Here is an 18,352-nt window from a genome sequence, read left to right as displayed (position 1 = left end):
TATTTCTATTTGTTCAGATGAAGGGAAAATTTCATATTTTTGATTCAGTAACATGAATGCACCTCCTAACCCTATTATGGATCATGCGTTTGGGGTTGGCAAGCATTTTACGAAAGCAAACCGAAATTCATCCCCCCCTTAGCCTTTAGGGGTTGCCAGTAACAGGCTTGAAGAGGGAGACTTCTTTCGGAAGGCAGTTAAATAACGTTCCAATTTCACACCCATTCGCAGAAATAGGCAATAAAAAACATCTATTATCCAGCACGTACTGGATAATAGATGAAATAAATAACAGCCTACCCCTTAACCGATCCCGCCAACAATCCACGCACAAAATACTTTCCTAAAAAGATATAAACGAGTAACGTAGGCAAGGCTGCCAGCAATGCTCCGGCCATTTGCACATTCCATTGCACGATTTGACTGCCGGATAGATTTTGCAAAGCAACCATAATCGGTTGTTTGTCAGAAGTCGTAATCGTTACCGCAAATAGAAATTCATTCCAAATATTCGTAAACTGCCAAATTGCCACGACCACGAATCCCGTAATCGACAACGGAATCATGATATGCCTGAAAATCCCTAAAAAGCTCGCCCCGTCAATTTTGGCAGCTTCAATCATCGTGTCGGGAATACTGGCATAAAAATTGCGGAACATTAACGTTGTAATCGGCAACCCGTATACAACATGCACCAGGATCAATCCCGTAATCGTATTATACAAATCAATTGTTCGTAAAAATTGAATTAGAGGAATTAAAATACTTTGATACGGGATAAACATACCAAACAAAATAATCGTAAAGATCGTATTTGCGCCTTTAAACCGCCACTTTGATAACACATAGCCATTCATCGCACCAAGCAATGCAGACAATAATGTTGCCGGCACAACGAGGTAGATACTATTCATAAAATTAGGTGCCAGGTTGGAAAATGCCGCTGCATAAGAACTAAAATCAATCGAAGTTGGCAATGCCCACATCTGTTCCAATGATACTTCATCCAGCGGTTTCAAGCTTGTTACAATAATGACATAAACAGGCATTAGAAACAGGATAGCAAGTAAAATCAAAATTGCATACTTAAAGAATTTCCATACATTTGCAGCTGCCATTACTGATCCCCCTTTCTGCTATTCCATAGGTAAGGAACAATAAATATCGCAACTAACAGTAACATGATGATGGCGATAGCAGCACCATTTGCATAATAATTTCCTCTGAAGGTTGTCTCGAACATGTAAACACCAGGCACGTCGGTAACAAAATTTGCTCCTGATCCCGTCATCGCATAAATTAAATCAAATATTTTCAACGATATGTGGGCCATGATAATTATGACGCTTACAGTAATCGGCAAAAGCATCGGCAAAACTACTTTTCGATAAACCTGAAACTCACTTGCTCCATCCATCCTGGCCGCTTCCCGCAATTCTTCGGGGATACCGCGTAATCCAGCCAGATACATCGCCAGCGAGAATCCGGTCATTTGCCAGACAGCCGCAATGACTACCGCAATAATCGCAACAGGCAAACCAAACTCAATATTTCCCCACTCAAACCCCGCCAGTACATTTGTATCGGTATACCATTTTGGCTCAATTCCGACCTTGCTCAAAAAATGATTAAATCCAGTAGACGGATTCAACAGCCATTGCCAAACGACACCGGTAACAATAAACGATAACGCCATTGGGAACAAAAAGATATTGCGGAAAATGGATTCCCCTTTTAATTTCTGGTCGATTAAGATGGCAATCCCCATTCCAAGGATGATGACCAGACCGATAAAGAGGACAGTGAAAAATAACGTATTTCTCAGGTCAGCCTGAAACCGGAAATCATGAAATAAAAAGATATAATTTTTCAGCCCGGCAAACGAAAAGTCCGGTACCAATGTATTCCAATTGCTTAGTGAAACATACCCTGTCCAGCCGATAAATCCATAAACAAAAACCAGAATTAAGAGAAAAGACGGAATTAAGAAAGCGATTGCTGTCCATTGGTCTTTTGTTAATCTTCTCTTGCGTTTTATTTGTATTTCTTTCTCCACATGAAAAGCCTCCTAACGAGAGAGGTTGTAAATTGTATACCATTAAAAATTTCAAGGCTGCCTTAACATGAGGCAGCCTCATTTCTTTTTATTTTTACAACTCTGATGCTGCGTTTTGTAATGCTTGAGTAAAGTTATCTGCATCACGTTGCGTTACAAAAATATTTACTGCTTGATTCACCTTTGTTAAAAACCCTTCTGATGCTGCTGACCCATGGGCAAGACTTGGAACCAGACGTGAATTATTAAAGTCTTCCATTGCGTCTTTGCCGTATTCGTCATATTTGGATTTGTCCGCATCCACCCGTGCTGGAATCGATCCTTTCAATGGGTTAAACGCATCCTGTCCCTCTACAGATCCAAGAACCTTTAAGAATTCTTTTACATCGTCCGGATTTTCCACACCCTTTGGCAAACCAAATGTATCCGTTATAACCATGAAATCACCGTCTGTTTCCGGAAAGGCAAAATAGCCAAAGTCTTTATTTGTTTCCAAATCCAAATCATTGTTAAAGTATCCCTTTGCCCAGTCACCCATGTTGATCATTGCAGCTTCGCCATTTGCAACTAGCTGCGCCGAATCCTGCCAATTGCGCGAGGCGTGATCTTCATTGGCGTAATCCAGTATTTTATCAAATTTATCTACAGCTTCTTTAACCCGTTTATCATCAAAGCCAATTTCACCGGCAAAAAGCTTTTTGTAATCATCTGGTCCCAATACACCTAACAATATATTTTCAAACACCTGTGTAGCCGGCCAGCCCTCTTTATCACCTAAGGCAAGCGGCGTTATACCCGCTGCCTGCAATTTATCGGCAGCTGCAAGGAACTCATCAAAGGTTGTTGGTACCTCAATTCCATTTTCTTCAAACACCTTCATATTGTAGAACAAGACATTCCCACGATGAATATTAACCGGAACCGAATAAATCTTTCCATCTTTACTCACTAAATCAATCAATTCTTCCGGAAACTTATCCATTAGCTCATTCTCTTCATAAAAATCATCCAGTGGCTCCATCTTACCAGCAGCAACCCAGCCTTCGTTCAATTCAGCGCCACCATGAACCTGGAATGTTGATGGCGGATCATCCCCTTGCATTCTGGTCGCAAGTACTGCTTTCGCATTTGTTCCTGCCCCACCGGCAACAGCAGCATTTTCAATTTCGATGTCCGGATGTTTTTCTTTAAATAAATCAATTAGAGCAAGCAATCCATCTTCTTCACCGGCACCAGTCCACCAGCTAAAAATTTCCACTTTGCCACCAGCACTATCACTGTCGCCACTTTTGCTTTCCGAATCCCCATCAGATTTCCCCGATGAATCCGAACTGCATGCAGCGAGGACAAGCGCCAATGCCAGGAATAGGATAAATCCATACGCTTTCTTCACTAATAATTCCCCCTTATTTGTTAACGCTTACAACCAGTATAAAAAAGATCTGTGTGAAACGGCGAAAAATTTCCTGCACATTTTTACTATTCTCTTCATTTTTTTAAGATCGTTTGCCGAAAATGCTTCGGTGACTCGGAAAAATGCTTTTTAAACACCCTGCTGAAATAATTCGGGTCATTATATCCAACCATTGAACTAATTTCTTTCAGCGAAAACCTGTTTTCCTCCAGCAATTCCTTTGCCCTCTGCAGACGAATTTTGGTCAAATAGTCGATAAACGTTGTCCCAAATTCCTGTTTAAACAAGTTGGAAAAATAATTGGGGCTCAAACCGACATGAAGCGCTGTCTCCTCCAACGTAAGCGAACGTTGGAAATGCTGCTGCATGAACGTCTTTGCTTTTTCGATATATTGTTTTGATTGATAGTAGTCTTGCATGCGCAAACAGCATGCCGTGATAAACTTTTCCCAATCCTTTTCAGTTGTCAATTCTGAAAGACTTCGTTCCGGGACTGCTAATCCCCGTTCCATCATCATATCTTTTATTCGCAAGTATAGTTCGTCTACATCACGTGTCCCGAAATATCGGAGATCCTCTTTATACAAATGCACTGCATCCTGATCATTTCCCCGTTCAATTATTTCTATTAATCTGGACATTGATTTGTCACGATGGATAGAATTCTCCTTCTTGTTAAGAAACCCATAATGTCTTGATCCTTCCTTTTCCAGCTCATAACATGCCGTGAATGCCTCCTGATAAGATTTGGGTAAATCATCAATTGTGGCAGAAGGATTGCCCGCTCCGACAAAACTATCATTCCCAAGCTCGAGCTGTACTCCTCTTGCAGCATGCAGAATCTCTGCCTTATTCACTTTTCCTGGTGTAAATACGCAAATGGTATATTGATCGTCATGATGTTGCATGATAAATGGTGTTGTAAGATGCTTTTCCAGAATACTGTAAAAGTTCTCTAGAGGAATGTCTCTTTCCATTTGGACAACAAGAAAATAGCCATTTTTGCACACTGGAAAAAATTGTCGCTGAATGCTTTTCGCCCCTTCATCAACCGGATTTTTCATCAGTTTCGTCAACAAGTGTTCCTTGACCAGCTCGTTCGATTTCAATGTTTCTTCATCTTTCTTTTGTTTAAATAAAATTTCCTTTTGCACACGAAGGATAGCCCTCACGATTTCCTCTTTTTTTCCCGGTTTTAAAATATATTCCTTTATCCCAAACTGCATCGCTTGCTTCGCGTAAGCAAATGAATCGTATGCCGATACGAGAATAAATTTAACGGCGGAATTAACTTGACGGATTTTCTCAATTGCTTCCAGTCCATTTAAACCGGGCATTTTTATATCCATAAAAATGATATCGGGCTTTACTGTTTGTGCCAATTCAATGGCCCTTCTTCCGTTCGGTGCTTCCCCCACTACCTTCATATCATTAAAGTTGGCTTCAATAAACTTGATCATAGCTTTTCGTTCCAGCAGTTCATCCTCCGCAATCAGTATGCGCATCCGTTACCCCCCCTGTTTTTTTGGAAGAAACAATGAAATGGTTGTCCCTTTATTGATTTCCGAATGAATCTCTACTACATGTGACCGCCCATAAAATAACTGCAGACGGCGAATAACATTTGTCAAACCAATCCCGGTCGAATGCCCGACATGTGCATCCTGCTGTTTCGCCAGTGACATGACTTGAGCGATTTTATTTGCACTCATACCAACACCGTCGTCCTGGATCATTACGATTACATGATGGCTATTCTGAGAAATATTCAGTACGATAGTCCCCCCCTCTTCCTTTTCTTCAATTCCATGAATGAATGCATTCTCCACCAAAGGCTGCAATGTTAACCGGGGTACTTGATTCGTTAAACAGCTCTCGTCCACATTCATTTCAAATTGAATCCGCTCCGAAAAACGGGTCTTTTGAATGTGAAAATAATCCTTCACTACCTTTACTTCATCTTTTAATGTTACATGACTGTCTATCTCTCCCAAATTGTGGCGGAGCAGAGTCGCAACGGAATCAATAAGTGAAGACGTTGATGTTGCGTCCTCCAAATAGGCCATTTTCGACAATGTATTCAACGTGTTAAATAAAAAGTGCGGGTTAATCTGGCTTTGCAGATGTTTTAACTCCATATCCTTCAGCAGCCTGTCCAATTCCGATTGATCCTTTATTTCCTGTACAAGTTCACGAATATTGGATCGCATACTATTAAATGTATCACCAAGCAATTTCAGCTCATCAATAGAGCGAATGATTACTGGGCTCCCTACTAAGTCTCCCTCCGAAACTTCCTTTGCCGCCCTTGATAATTTATTTATCGGCCTTGTGATGCCATTGGAAAACCATAAAGCAAAAAAGATGGCGAGCATGATCGTCGAAATAAACAAGAAAACAATAAAATAGAAAAAAGAATTGTTTCGCAATTGTAAATCCTGGTAAAATGATTGATATGCCGTCAGTTCGAGATCAATTAATTCCAATGTTGCCTCCTGAATGTATTCTGAAGCATTCCGGGTTTCTTCCAGATGATAGGTATATTGCTCAATATCATCCCTTAGGACAAATCCAACCGTTAACTCACTTTCATGAATAAACGACTCTAGCAAATTACGATAATTCTTCATTTCGATCGGGTCGATATCATAGAAGGAGGATGCTACCTTATCTTTCTCATTTTGCAAAGCACTTTTTGCCGTATAATAGTTTTTCACTTTAGCCGGATCTGCTTCCATAACGAATTTATGGGTTTCCGCATACAGTTCCTCAGAATTTTGGGAAATCGAATTTAATAATAGAAATCGCCGGAAGCTGTCATTATATATATTTGTCAGCTTATTGGAACTGACAAATATCGAAATGGCCGTGACCTGAAAAAGAATAACAAATACGAAAAAATAGACTAATAGTTTTCCCTTGATTGTTTTCATTTTGTATCACCAATTCGGTCCTGCAGTAAATCTTCCTTCTTAATAATGTTTGTTCCGGTATATTGCTCGGTTTCTAAAAGGTCGTTCCTTTGCAATTCAATCATAACATTTACCGATTGATAGCCCATTTCTTCCGGATACTGTGCTACGGTTGCATCTATTTTATTCTGTTTGATTAAATTCAATGTCTCAGGCAAGACATCAAAGGCTATAATATACATATCATTATTCGGCACAATCTCCTCAAGGCCATCAATGATGCCGATCCCATCAAGCGCACTCGTTCCGAATAATGCCGTAATCTTCGGATATTGTTTTAACATGGAATAAGTTGCCTGTGATGCACCAACCACTGTAATATTTGATTCTTTCATCTCGACAATATGGATCCGATCATTCCCCTGAACTGCTTGTTTAAACCCGGCAATCCGTTCCTGCTGATTAATTGCGTCAAACCTCCCTGTAACAATGCCGACATACTGTTCACCCTCCGTATTCTCCAGCAACGCCTTGCCAGCAAGCTGACCGGCGTAAAAATTATCTGTTCCTACATATGCCTTTCGCTCACTGCTCTGGACATCCGTATCAACTGTAATAATTGGGATTCCCCGTTCAATTCCTTTATGTACCAAATTAACAAACCGTTCACCCTCAACTCCCTGTGTGATTATCCCATCTACCTTAGCGGATATCATGCGATCCAGTAATTTCAGCATTTTTTCATTATCCGCTTTTGCCGGTGCGACATATTCAATATAAATATCATTTTCCTCTGCCGCCTCCATTGCGCCTTTCTCAATCAGCCGCCAATAATCATTATCGGATTCTTCGGCAATCAAGGCAAAGTGATATCCATAGTCTTCAGACGCCACATCATTCGTTTCGATATAAAACGTTTTGTACCCATAAATAAGCATACCAATAAAGCTAATCGTAAAAATTACGCCACTAAATGTATACAATAAAAGCTTTGAATCCGGTTTCATTTTTTCACCTGCTTTACTTTCCGATATGATCCGTAGACTTATTTTACCATGAAAATAAAGAACATGATTATCCGGCTCCCGTTCACGATCATTTATATCGATTAACCTGTTGGCTTGTTGGCTGCTTTCTGAAGCAAGAAGTATTATCAGCCATTCGCGTAAGTTTCCCATATTTATATTTAGATATGAATAATTAAATTGAAAAAGCAGTTCATTTATGTATGTTCCTGCTTCCTCCTGAATTTTGCTTTGCAGCTAGTTCGTCTCTTGTAACTAAACTATCATTTCTGAACGAAAATCGTGTTTCTGTTTAAACGAAAACCTGTACATCATAACAATGCACAGGTTTTCGATTTTGCTGAGGTAATAGTGAAATTTCATTCAGCGGGGTTTCAACCCACAGGACCACTAGTGCAGTTGAAGACATGCGGGCCTTCATCCCTTTGAACGAATTGGATCTCTACGGGCAAGGTGCGCCCCACCTATCCTTCTATATTCTTTTGCAGTCTTGATGTAAGTTTATTGCCCATTGCCGGATATCATCCCATGAACCTTGGAAATTTCCTCATCAGGGACAACCAAATAATATATGTCCTTACCATTCGTTTTAATATATGTCCCCGATCCTTTCATTTGGTAACTTACAATATTTTTTCTCGTATCTTTATAACCTCTCAGCAGTTTTTTCATATCGTCAAAATCAAGATTTGTTGCCATATTGTGACCGAGAATATCGATCACACCATTAATTTTACCAACGGATCCAACGCTCGCTCCTTTATTAACAATGCCTTCAATAACCTGACGCTGCCGTTTTGTCCGGCCAAAATCACCATTTGGATCCTGTTTGCGCATCCGCACAAAATGCATCGTTTTGTCACCGTCCATTTCAACTGGACCAGTGGTAAAATCGTACTTCCCATCATTCCAGGCAATTTCATTGTTCACGGAAATGGTGCCGAGCTGATCAACGAGCTCCTGAAGCCCTTCCATATTCATCCGTACATAATAATCGAGGTCGATATCAAGAAAGTTTTCCACCGTAGCGACAGACATATCTGATCCGCCATATGCATAGGCATGATTAATTTTATCAGCAAATCCTTTACCAATAATCGTCGTTCTTGTATCACGCGGAATACTGATCAGTTGCATTTTGTCGTTCGCCGGATCAAGCGACAATACGATTAAAGCATCCGAACGACCCTTATCATTGGAGCGCTGATCGATGCCAAGCAGTAATATATTTAATGGTTCAGTCGCTTTCACCTTTTTCTTCGTAACGTCGGGATCGATTGCATCTACCGGATCATGCATTTTATTATTTACAGTCTCTTTTGCGTTATGATAGACCGAATATGCATACACCCCGACACCTAATACAAGTAACAGAATAATGACAAGCGGTATTTTCAGCCATAATTTTTTTGACTTGCTATTTTTCTTTGTTCTTTTCATATTAGACTCCTCGTATTTCTTGTTATTTTAAACCTGACTAGGGATATTAACCTATATTATTTTACCACATTTCGCTATTTTTCGATATTGAAATTTTAAAAAATCAATGTAATAGGAACAGCTAGCAGGTGAATAAAATAGATGAGGATCATATAAAGGAGTTGTTCCGTTTGGCTGATTACTTACAAAGTGCTGCATTTGAACATCAATTCTGGCTGCAAGTACTGAGGGATCATTCAAGATTTATTCACGATTCACTTTATCCGTCTAAAAAACAGGATATTGAAACAGCGAACCATTTTATCCATCATTTCGACCACCTTCTGAATCAATCCCGATCACTCAATGAAACAAATGCTATTTCGTTGGCAGAAGCTGCTGAGGATGCCGCTGAACAGTTAAAAGAATTTAAGCTATCGATTATTAGACGTCACTTGACCAGCAATTTCGGGATTCACCTTACCCCCACCTTTATCAATCACATGGTTAATGAATTAGAGGAATACCAGCTTGTCTTACGTTATCTGAAGAAAGGGGAAATCCCGCCAATTTTTCACGAATTGCATCATCATTTATTATGGCTGATGGATGCCTCTGGTCACGCCGGAGCAATCAATGATCGGATGGACGGGGTGGAAAAAAGGCTGAAGGAAAAAAGTCATACATTTACCAAGCACTTCGATCAATTTTATTTGAAAGCAGTTGATCTAACTGGTTTTCTCCGCGCGAACATCGAAACGTTTCCAGCATTAAAACGATTTAATAGCGATGTAGAAATAGAAATGAATTTATTTCGGACTTTTTTGCATGAATTGGAAGAAATGGAGCTATCTGACCAGGTATTAGGTACATTTTCCGCATTAATGGCCGATCACATGGCGAGGGAGGAGTGCTATTACTTAATTAAACTGGCTGGCTCCGCAAACACGGAAACACCTAATTGTGACCCGACAAAGCCAAGGGTGAAGGATCCTGGTTAGGTTTTGAGCAGGTAGACAGGGACAGAGCTGTTCCTGTTTTTTCATCTAGCAAATTGTCAAATTTTTACACTCCAGATAACTGACTGATCATGATGAGCTACGTTGGCAGAATATAATAAGAGCTAATCATGTAGCAAAAAATCGGGAGCACCACCTGCCCTCATCCAAATAATATTCGACAAAATTCAAGGTGTGACTAGACACCTTAAATGTGAAATAATGTAATTTCTGGCTAAATTGCTTAATTCTAAACAGAAAAGTAAAAATCTTTTCATTATAAGGGGTTGTAATTCTAATCCGATAAGTACTACAATAGTATTTAATCATTTGTTGATTAACATGAAACAAAGTTGAATAAATTTTTACAACAAGGAGATAGTGCCATGGAAGAACAGTCAATTCAAATGAATCTTTGTTCGACAAGGAAAGAAAAACCCGATTCCGATCAATTGGAGTTTGGCAAAATTTTTACCGATCATATGTTTATTATGGATTATTCCGATGAGAAAGGCTGGCATGATGCGCGGATCACTCCATATGAACCGCTTCGCCTGGATCCATCGGCAATGATTTTTCATTATGGTCAATCCGTTTTTGAAGGATTAAAAGCATACCTTACTTCGGAGGGCAAGGTGCAATTGTTCCGGCCGGAAAAAAACATGCAGCGGCTAAATCGTTCCAATAACCGTTTGTGTATTCCACCGATCGATGAAGAATTTGCTCTTCAAGCAATCAAACAGCTTGTTGCGGTAGAAAAAGACTGGATCCCAAGGGCTGAAGGGACATCACTATATATTCGTCCATTTATTATTTCAACCGAACCATACCTTGGCGTTGCACCATCAAGTCATTATCAATTTATTGTTATTCTATCTCCGGTCGGCGCGTATTACAAAGAAGGTATTAATCCGGTAAAAATTGCTGTAGAAAATCAGTATGTCCGGGCAGTTTTGGGTGGAACAGGTGAAGCAAAGACAGGTGGAAATTATGCTTCCAGTCTAAAGGCGCAGGAAATGGTTGCCGATCAAGGATTCGCCCAGGTATTGTGGCTGGACGGTGTTGAAAAGAAATACATTGAGGAAGTCGGCAGTATGAATGTATTCTTTAAAATCAATGGTGAAGTAGTGACTCCAGCTTTAAACGGCAGTATTCTGGAAGGGGTAACCCGAAATTCAGTTATTAAGCTGTTAAAACATTGGAATGTTCCTATTGTTGAACGAAAAATATCCATGGAGGAGCTTGCCAAGGCAAATAAGGATGGCACATTGGAAGAAGCATTCGGTGCAGGTACAGCTGCCGTCATTTCGCCAATCGGTCAGCTGACATGGAACGATGAAGATTTTGTCATCAACCACGGAAAGACCGGTAAAATTGCTAAAAGACTGTATGATACATTGACCGGAATCCAGTATGGGAAAGAATCTGATCCATTTGATTGGATTGTTGAGGTTGAGGAAGTGGAGCAGCTGGTTAGATAAGATGGGAGAGACACCTTTATGCAGGTGTCTCTTTTTTAACGCAATACTTTGCCTTTTTTGTATTCATTAAGCCAAAATCTAATTTTCCGTTGTTTCTTTGGGGATTTTTATAATTGCCTGTTCGTATAATAAATTCCGTTTTTCCTGACACTTTACATGTAAATGGTGAGAGTCATGATCGTCAAATGAATACTTTTGACACTACCTAAACGAAATATCCCTGCCAAAAGCAAAAAAGCTGCTAGTCCAAAATGTGCTGCTTTACACATCTGGACTACCAGCTTTTATCTTTATTTCATTTGATCATTACTACTTCCGGAAATCCGTCACAGCACCTTTAGATGAGCACGAAACATTATGGGCATACTTCCCTAAAATACCTTTTTTGTACAATGGCGGGGCGACCCAGTCTTGTTTACGACGTTTCAGCTCCTCATCGGAAACATCCATGGAGATTTCCTTCTTCTCCGAATCAATCGTTACCAGATCCCCTTCTTTTACAAAGGCAATTGGGCCGCCATCCTGGGCTTCTGGTGAAATATGCCCAACAACAAGGCCATGAGTACCTCCAGAGAATCTGCCATCCGTTAATAGTGCCACTTTTTCGTCCATACCCTTGCCGACAATAATGCTGGAGATCGACAACATCTCTGGCATGCCCGGGCCGCCTTTTGGACCAACATAACGGATGATAATGACATCACCATCATTGATTTCATTATTCATAACCGCGGCCGTTGCTTCCTTTTCTGTATCAAATACCCGGGCAGGGCCAGTATGCCGCTTTACTTTGACACCGGATACTTTGGCAACAGCCCCGGTTGGTGAAAGATTGCCTTTTAAAACAATTAATGGGCCGTCTGCACGTTTCGGATTATCAAATGGCATGATGATATCTTGTCCTTCTGTTAAAGAAGGCGCATCTGCCAAATTCTCAGCAACCGTTTTTCCGGTGACCGTTAAACAGTCCCCGTGCAGATAGCCTGCTTCATAAAGCAGTTTCATGACAGCCTGTACACCTCCAACACGATGAAGATCCTGCATGACATATTTACCGCTAGGCTTTAAATCAGCAAGATGCGGTACTTTTTCCTGCATCCGGTTAAAATCGTCAATGCTCAAATCTACTTCTACCGCATGTGCAATTGCGAGCAGATGCAGAATCGCATTTGTTGATCCACCGAGTGCCATTACAACTGTTATCGCATTTTCAAACGCTTCTTTTGTCATGATGTCTTTTGGATAAATTCTCTTTTCCAGCAAATGATAAACGGCCTCACCTGCAGCTACACAATCCTTTGCCTTTTCAGGTGATTCTGCCGGATTGGACGAACTTCCAGGCAAACTCATGCCGATTGCTTCCATAGCAGATGCCATCGTATTAGCAGTATACATTCCGCCACATGCACCGGCACCAGGGCAGGCATGACATTCAATTCCTCTTAGTTCATTATCGTTAATATCTCCGTTATTATGTTTTCCCACTCCTTCAAAAACCGATACAATATCAATATCTTTTCCCTTGTAAGATCCCGGAGCAATCGTACCACCGTACACAAACACTGCAGGAACTTCCGCATTTGCAATGGCAATCATGCAACCGGGGATATTTTTATCACAAGCACCGATAGCAACGAGCCCATCTAAATTTTCCGCTCCCACGACGGTTTCAATCGAGTCCGCGATAACATCACGGCTTGGCAGCGAATAGCGCATCCCTTGTGTCCCCATCGAAATCCCGTCGGAAACGGTAATCGAATTGAAAACAAGTGGGACACCACCTGCTGCTCTTGCGCCTTTTTTTGCATTAATCGCTAAATCATCAAGATGGATATTGCAGGGTGTTACCTCACTCCAAGTACTGGCAACCCCAATCATTGGTTTTTTAAAATCCTCATCTGAAACTCCAACAGCACGCAACATTGCACGGTTGGGTGCTTTCATTGCTCCTTCACTGAATACGTTGCTATTGATACGTAAATCTTTTTTCATGTTGTTACACCCTTTCCTAAGCTATTTCAATATAAAAAATCAAGCAGTTTTATCGCTATTTATCGGTCGCTCTGTATCATTGCTATTCTTACCCCACCATGTTGCCAAAACGGGACCCGAAATGTTGTGCCATACACTGAAAATCGCACTCGGAACTGCTGCAATTGGCGAAAAGTGGGTCAATGCCAAAGTAGAGCCAAGCCCTGAATTTTGCATCCCGACTTCGATCGAAACAGCTTTTTGATCACGAAAATCCAGTCTCAAAGCTTTTGCCAAAAGGAAACCGAGCGCAAGCCCTAACACATTATGTAAAACGACAATGGCGAAAATCAGTAACCCCTCTTTGACAATATTTTCTGTATTAACGGCAACAACCGCAGATGCAACCGCGACAATCCCAACTACGGAGACAAGTGGTAATGCCGCAACACTTTTTTCCACTTGTTTCCGGAATAATAACCGGATCGCGATTCCCAGTACAATTGGAATCAGTACTATTTTTACGATTTGCATAAACATACTTCCGGCTGATACAGGAAGCCATTTACTTGCCAAAAGCAATGTCAGTGCCGGGGTCAAAATTGGTGCCAGTAATGTAGATATAGCTGTTACCGATACAGACAGGGCAGTATTTCCCTTTGCCAAAAAAGTCATCACATTAGAGGCGGTACCACCAGGGCAGCATCCTACCAATATGACCCCAACTGCCACTTCTGGAGGTAATTGAAAAATGGTAGCGAGTCCATAAGCCAACAGCGGCATAACGATGAACTGTGCCAATACTGTAATAAAAACACTTCTTGGGGCCTGAAAAACTGCTTTAAAATCGCTTAATGAAAGGGTTAATCCCATCCCAAACATAATAACCCCGAGAAGCAGTGAGATATGTGGTGCAATCCAGGTAAATCCACCAGGTAAAAAGAAACTTAAAACAGCAAACAAAATGACCCATAGTGCAAATGTGCTCCCAGCAAAATTACTGATTTTCTCTAATGTTTTCAACCTTTTCCCTCCTTTAATTCTCTCTATTATAATTTAATTTCTCAATATTTCAATACAATAGTAATATTTTGATTACCCATTTCATTTAAAAAATACACCACGACAGCGCTTACTTTACTAATATTACTTGATTTAACCCGAATAAAAAATTTGGCTTTGCTCTCGTATCATTCTATTCTTTTTTGGGAAAATAATCCTACCACGTTTTTAGGAGGTAAACCATGTACAACAAAATCGTTCAAAGTACTAGTCACAGGGAGAACCCTCTGCCTAAAGGTCCCTGGGTCATGATGCAAAAGTGGGTTGACTTGTTATTCCTGCACTGGCCAGTACCAAAAAACGTAATGGAAGATCTTATCCCGCCTGGACTTGAATTGGATACCTATGATAATGATGCATGGATTACCTTAATTCCGTTTAAGGTAAGCAGAATGCGGTTACGTAATATGCCGCAAATCCCCTATTTTCGTTCCTACTTGGAATTGAACGTTCGAACGTACGTAAAACGTAATGAAATAAGGGGAATATATTTTTTCAGTTTGGATGCAAGCAAAGTACACGCCGTCCTTGGAGCAAGAATGGCAACATTGCCTTATTTTTATGCAAACATGGACATGAGGAAAAACGGGGATACTTTTCGGTTTAACAGCCGCCGTATCGGGGAAGAGTCCGCTGTTTTTAACGCGAGCTATCGTCCGGTTGGAGAGCCATTTTATCCGGAAAAAGACACCCTGAATCATTGGTTACTGGAGCGTTATTATCTTTGGACGTACAAATATGGCTCCCTGTTCCGAGTGGGGATCCATCATGGACGGTGGGAAATGCAGCAAGCAGAAGCCGTTATAGAGAATCAGCTAGTAACACCTTTCATACCTGCGAGCGTATTGGAAAAACAGCCTATCAAACAATATGCTTCTTCCAAAATTGCGTTATTTTGGATGGTTAGAAAGGAGGTATAAGAGACCGGGATACCTTCCTTTCCTGATAAAGATTTTATTGAATAATCTAATTCGTTTTCTGTTTCCTCCTATGTTATAATTTTTTCTAGATATTCATTTTGGGACTATCCTTATTTATTTATAAAACTGACAATTAAAATGAGGAGATTTTGTTTTGGAAATGGAACAATTATCATTTGACAGCCTGCTTCTGGAATGTGATTCAGCAGAAAAGGCACACACAACAACGGAAAATAGTAAAATAAAGATCAAGGCTATTAAAGAAAATAGAAAGGTTTTCCCTAGTAGCCTCGTAATCGACTTCGACCGATTCATGAATTATGCAGAACACCAATCGATTCAATTGGGAAGTAGCGGAAAATGCATATCAGCAGAGCACCTACCTGCGATAAATGAACGATTTATCGAACATCAAAAGGATATAACAAACAATAAACACCAAGAACAATACCCTTATATTCACCTTTTCTATTACCTGGCTAGCAGTGGGAAATTACTGAAAAAGACGTCAAATCCTTTGAATAAACGCCAGTTACAGGTCACAGAAAGATGGAACATGTATCAAAGACTTACAGATACGGAAAAATACCTTTTCTTGTTAGAAACGTTTTGGGTTGATACGAACTGGGCAAAGTTATTAAACCAGCCTATTAATTTCGTCCATTTTTTACTTCCAGATCTACTGACCAAATTAATCGAATCTAAAACAAGAAATTTCCTTCTAAATGAAGACAGTTTATTAACAAATCTGATAACGGAATGGAATTATTTTTTCCTTTATCTTGAATGGTTCGGAATCTGGGTATGTGAAACTAACGAGCAAACACGCCATGATTATTTTCCCAAGCAGATTACACTTACAATATTCGGAAAAAATGTTGCTCCTATTTTGCTCAAATCCAGAAATCTGGGAAAATGGAATATTGCTTTGCGTTGTGAATATGGAGAGGTCGATCCCATCCCAGGATCCTCATTTCCTGACTTTCCAAATGATAAGTTTCCGATAAAATCAAACAATAGGGATCACAGGCCGCAGCATTTTTATGAAGCGTTTACTCATTTGTTCCCAAAAAGGGATTTGCAAACGACCTTGCCATGACAGGGCAAAATAAAACTGCACAGTCCCGCTATCACTGTCATATAGTTCTAAAGTGATCCCCTAAATCATATAATCAACAGGCAAACAAAAACGATGATTGGAAAATATAATCAATCATCTGATAAGGAGGATAACATGATGCCAAGCGGAACACATCATACTGAATTGGATATCCCAATTGAACATGTCTGGACATTTGTGAGCGATATGAATAAATGGGCTCCATTAGTTCCAGGGTATGTAGAACACAACATTTTACACGAACGACAATCAACATGGAAATTTAAAGGTGATGTCGGTATCGTTCAAAAAACAGTCCACCTGCAAATTGACATCACAGAATGGCACGAACCGACAAAAGTAACATTTAATTTAACAGGCTTAACCGAAAACGTTAAGGGCGGCGGGTACTTTGAAGCAAAAGCGTTAGGCCGGAACAGAACCAAAATAACTAGTTATCTCGGTGTCTCCGCAAAAGGCATGATGGGACCTGTAATCAATTCTGTTTTGAAATCATTCGTTCCTAAAACTACAAAGCAATTAACGGAGGCAATTGCTGAAAAGGTGGTTAGACGGCAGGCTGTATCTGTGTGAATACGAGAAGCACAAAAGCACGGATCACTAATCAAAACAGCGAACTGTGCTTTTGTACTGTCCTAATCAATAAAACACCAGAATTCCCCATCCCTTATTTCCCTTTAGCATTCACCCGCATAAGTTTCAAATTTAACCTCGAAGAATTAATGCCGCATTTTTCCCCAAAAATACGGCGTTAATTTTACCTGCATGCAAGTTCAACGGTGAACAATCCCTATTAATCACGGATAAAAGAAAAACCTATCACAATGTATTACAATTTACTATCACTTTTACAAGTTTAAATAATTAATTTTTATCACAAAAAGGTGTGCCATTAAAAATGTAGAGGATAGATGAGGAATTGATCTTATCCTCTTCCGTATAGTTGCATTGTTAACGTAAGGGGCCTGATACAGCTATACAATACAATCTGGAGGTGTTCAAAATGACGAAAAAGCTTTCGTCTACGATGGTCGAACAGCTTGGTAATTGGGCCAATGATGTTCGCTATGAAGATCTTTCGGAACAAGCGGTAAAAGCGCTGAAAGCCCGAGTACTTGATTCAATCGGCTGTGCAATCGGTGCATTGGCTAGCGAACCAGTTGAAGCGATTCATCAAATGACAAAAACATTAGGTGGCGAACCAATTGTCACGTTAATCGGTGGTGGAAAAACGACCCCCGACTATGCAACGTTCCATAACGGTGCGGCAGTTCGTTACCTGGATTTTAATGACTCTTATTTAGCAAAGGATGAAACATGTCATCCCTCAGATAATATTGCAGCAGTACTGGCAGCAAGTGAATATGCCAAAGCAAGTGGACGTGACTTACTCTTGGCATTAGCCATCGCCTATCAAGTACAAAGCCGCTTATCAGACGTAGCGCCGGTTCGAAACCACGGTTTTGACCATACCGTCCAAGGTGCATATGGTGCAGCAGCTGGAGCAGCACGGGCGATGGGCCTAACTAATGCACAAATCGCTAATGCTGTGGCGATCGCAGGAACTAGCTATAATTCACTACGGGTTACCAGAACTGGTGAGCTTTCAAACTGGAAAGGACTCGCATTCCCTAATACCGCAATGGGTGCCGTTCATGCAACCTTACTTGCCAGCTTCGGTATCACAGGTCCGCGTGAAATTTTTGAAGGGATTGAACTACCCACCGCTTAACAAAGATCGTTTGAAGCGGGGGATTCTGAAATAATCAGACGTACACTGCTGTACGACCGCTTTCCGTTCAACTAGAAAGCGGCTTTTCTGCTTTTTAATTTCGACAAACGTTTTTGTTCCAGAGCAAAGGATGTTCAGCTAAGAACGCCACGTCCTGTGGCAACGCTGAATTAACCCACGTCTAGCGGGCCAAGAGCACCCGAAACAAAGAATTCACCTGTTTTGTGAAACCTGTCTACATC

Annotated in this window: 15 protein-coding genes; 6 read left to right on the top strand and 9 right to left on the bottom strand. The window is 40.6% G+C overall.

All coding sequences use genetic code 11. The features are described 5' to 3' along the window. Positions 1-296: 296 nt before the first annotated feature. From IEX12_RS21355 to IEX12_RS21325, 7 genes are all read right to left on the bottom strand, one after another. Positions 297-1,049 (bottom strand): carbohydrate ABC transporter permease, encoded by a 753-nt coding sequence (locus tag IEX12_RS21355; protein WP_371871416.1) that lies wholly within the window; start codon positions 1,047-1,049, stop codon positions 297-299. A gap of 68 nt (positions 1,050-1,117) precedes the next feature. Continuing rightward, positions 1,118-2,056 (bottom strand): carbohydrate ABC transporter permease, encoded by a 939-nt coding sequence (locus tag IEX12_RS21350; RefSeq protein ID WP_088052813.1) that lies wholly within the window; start codon positions 2,054-2,056, stop codon positions 1,118-1,120. A 94-nt stretch (positions 2,057-2,150) separates the two neighbouring features. Continuing rightward, positions 2,151-3,449 (bottom strand): ABC transporter substrate-binding protein, encoded by a 1,299-nt coding sequence (locus IEX12_RS21345; RefSeq protein WP_188725858.1) that lies wholly within the window; start codon positions 3,447-3,449, stop codon positions 2,151-2,153. A 95-nt stretch (positions 3,450-3,544) separates the two neighbouring features. Continuing rightward, on the bottom strand, positions 3,545-4,975 hold the full coding sequence (locus IEX12_RS21340; RefSeq protein ID WP_088052812.1) for a response regulator: 1,431 nt from the start codon (positions 4,973-4,975) through the stop codon (positions 3,545-3,547). Positions 4,976-4,978: 3 nt separating this feature from the next. Beyond that, complete coding sequence (locus IEX12_RS21335) at positions 4,979-6,403, bottom strand: sensor histidine kinase (RefSeq protein WP_102414823.1); 1,425 nt, start codon at positions 6,401-6,403, stop codon at positions 4,979-4,981. Continuing rightward, positions 6,400-7,389 carry a sugar-binding protein gene (locus tag IEX12_RS21330; RefSeq protein WP_088053553.1) on the bottom strand — a complete coding sequence of 330 codons (990 nt, stop codon included), beginning with the start codon at positions 7,387-7,389 and terminating at the stop codon, positions 6,400-6,402. Before IEX12_RS21330 ends, IEX12_RS21335 begins: the two co-directional genes overlap by 4 nt. A gap of 519 nt (positions 7,390-7,908) precedes the next feature. After that, positions 7,909-8,847, bottom strand: coding sequence for an LCP family glycopolymer transferase (locus IEX12_RS21325; protein WP_102414822.1), 939 nt, complete (start codon positions 8,845-8,847; stop codon positions 7,909-7,911). 170 nt (positions 8,848-9,017) lie between these two features. On the opposite strand from IEX12_RS21325, the gene IEX12_RS21320 reads away from it, so the two are divergent. Further along, positions 9,018-9,827, top strand: a complete 810-nt coding sequence (locus tag IEX12_RS21320; protein WP_188725857.1) for a DUF2935 domain-containing protein — start codon at positions 9,018-9,020, stop codon at positions 9,825-9,827. A 383-nt stretch (positions 9,828-10,210) separates the two neighbouring features. Further along, on the top strand, positions 10,211-11,305 hold the full coding sequence (locus tag IEX12_RS21315) for a branched-chain amino acid aminotransferase (RefSeq protein WP_088052808.1): 1,095 nt from the start codon (positions 10,211-10,213) through the stop codon (positions 11,303-11,305). 309 nt (positions 11,306-11,614) lie between these two features. On the opposite strand, the gene ilvD is transcribed toward IEX12_RS21315, so the two are convergent. Together ilvD and IEX12_RS21305 are read right to left on the bottom strand one after the other, a co-directional pair. After that, positions 11,615-13,297 carry a dihydroxy-acid dehydratase gene (gene ilvD / locus IEX12_RS21310; protein WP_155554484.1) on the bottom strand — a complete coding sequence of 561 codons (1,683 nt, stop codon included), beginning with the start codon at positions 13,295-13,297 and terminating at the stop codon, positions 11,615-11,617. Positions 13,298-13,336: 39 nt separating this feature from the next. After that, positions 13,337-14,299, bottom strand: a complete 963-nt coding sequence (locus IEX12_RS21305; RefSeq protein WP_155554483.1) for a bile acid:sodium symporter family protein — start codon at positions 14,297-14,299, stop codon at positions 13,337-13,339. Between the two features lie 221 nt (positions 14,300-14,520). Here IEX12_RS21305 and IEX12_RS21300 point away from each other — a divergent pair, with 221 nt between their 5' ends. From IEX12_RS21300 to IEX12_RS21285, 4 genes are all read left to right on the top strand, one after another. Next, positions 14,521-15,258, top strand: a complete 738-nt coding sequence (locus IEX12_RS21300; protein WP_155554482.1) for a YqjF family protein — start codon at positions 14,521-14,523, stop codon at positions 15,256-15,258. A gap of 154 nt (positions 15,259-15,412) precedes the next feature. Beyond that, complete coding sequence (locus tag IEX12_RS21295; protein ID WP_188725856.1) at positions 15,413-16,357, top strand: hypothetical protein; 945 nt, start codon at positions 15,413-15,415, stop codon at positions 16,355-16,357. Positions 16,358-16,495: 138 nt separating this feature from the next. After that, positions 16,496-16,951 (top strand): SRPBCC family protein, encoded by a 456-nt coding sequence (locus tag IEX12_RS21290; RefSeq protein ID WP_188725855.1) that lies wholly within the window; start codon positions 16,496-16,498, stop codon positions 16,949-16,951. 430 nt (positions 16,952-17,381) lie between these two features. Then, a complete protein-coding gene (locus IEX12_RS21285; protein ID WP_188725854.1) occupies positions 17,382-18,110 on the top strand; it encodes an MmgE/PrpD family protein in 729 nt (242 codons plus the stop codon). Positions 18,111-18,352 lie beyond the last annotated feature (242 nt).

This window comes from Lentibacillus populi, assembly GCA_014642895.1.
GTDB lineage: Bacteria > Bacillota > Bacilli > Bacillales > Amphibacillaceae > Lentibacillus_C > Lentibacillus_C populi.
Note: the sequence above shows the minus strand (reverse complement) of the source record. Positions and strands in the feature narration are given on the sequence as shown.

What these genes read in the sequence shown, in the direction of transcription:
- IEX12_RS21285 (WP_188725854.1), top strand. Translation starts at nt 17,382, where the DNA reads ATGACGAAAAAGCTTTCGTCTACGATGGTCGAACAGCTTGGTAATTGG.
- IEX12_RS21290 (WP_188725855.1), top strand. Translation starts at nt 16,496, where the DNA reads ATGCCAAGCGGAACACATCATACTGAATTGGATATCCCAATTGAACAT.
- ilvD (WP_155554484.1), bottom strand. Translation starts at nt 13,297, where the DNA reads ATGAAAAAAGATTTACGTATCAATAGCAACGTATTCAGTGAAGGAGCA.
- IEX12_RS21335 (WP_102414823.1), bottom strand. Translation starts at nt 6,403, where the DNA reads ATGAAAACAATCAAGGGAAAACTATTAGTCTATTTTTTCGTATTTGTT.
- IEX12_RS21315 (WP_088052808.1), top strand. Translation starts at nt 10,211, where the DNA reads ATGGAAGAACAGTCAATTCAAATGAATCTTTGTTCGACAAGGAAAGAA.
- IEX12_RS21330 (WP_088053553.1), bottom strand. Translation starts at nt 7,389, where the DNA reads ATGAAACCGGATTCAAAGCTTTTATTGTATACATTTAGTGGCGTAATT.
- IEX12_RS21300 (WP_155554482.1), top strand. Translation starts at nt 14,521, where the DNA reads ATGTACAACAAAATCGTTCAAAGTACTAGTCACAGGGAGAACCCTCTG.
- IEX12_RS21325 (WP_102414822.1), bottom strand. Translation starts at nt 8,847, where the DNA reads ATGAAAAGAACAAAGAAAAATAGCAAGTCAAAAAAATTATGGCTGAAA.
- IEX12_RS21355 (WP_371871416.1), bottom strand. Translation starts at nt 1,049, where the DNA reads ATGCCTGTTTATGTCATTATTGTAACAAGCTTGAAACCGCTGGATGAA.
- IEX12_RS21340 (WP_088052812.1), bottom strand. Translation starts at nt 4,975, where the DNA reads ATGCGCATACTGATTGCGGAGGATGAACTGCTGGAACGAAAAGCTATG.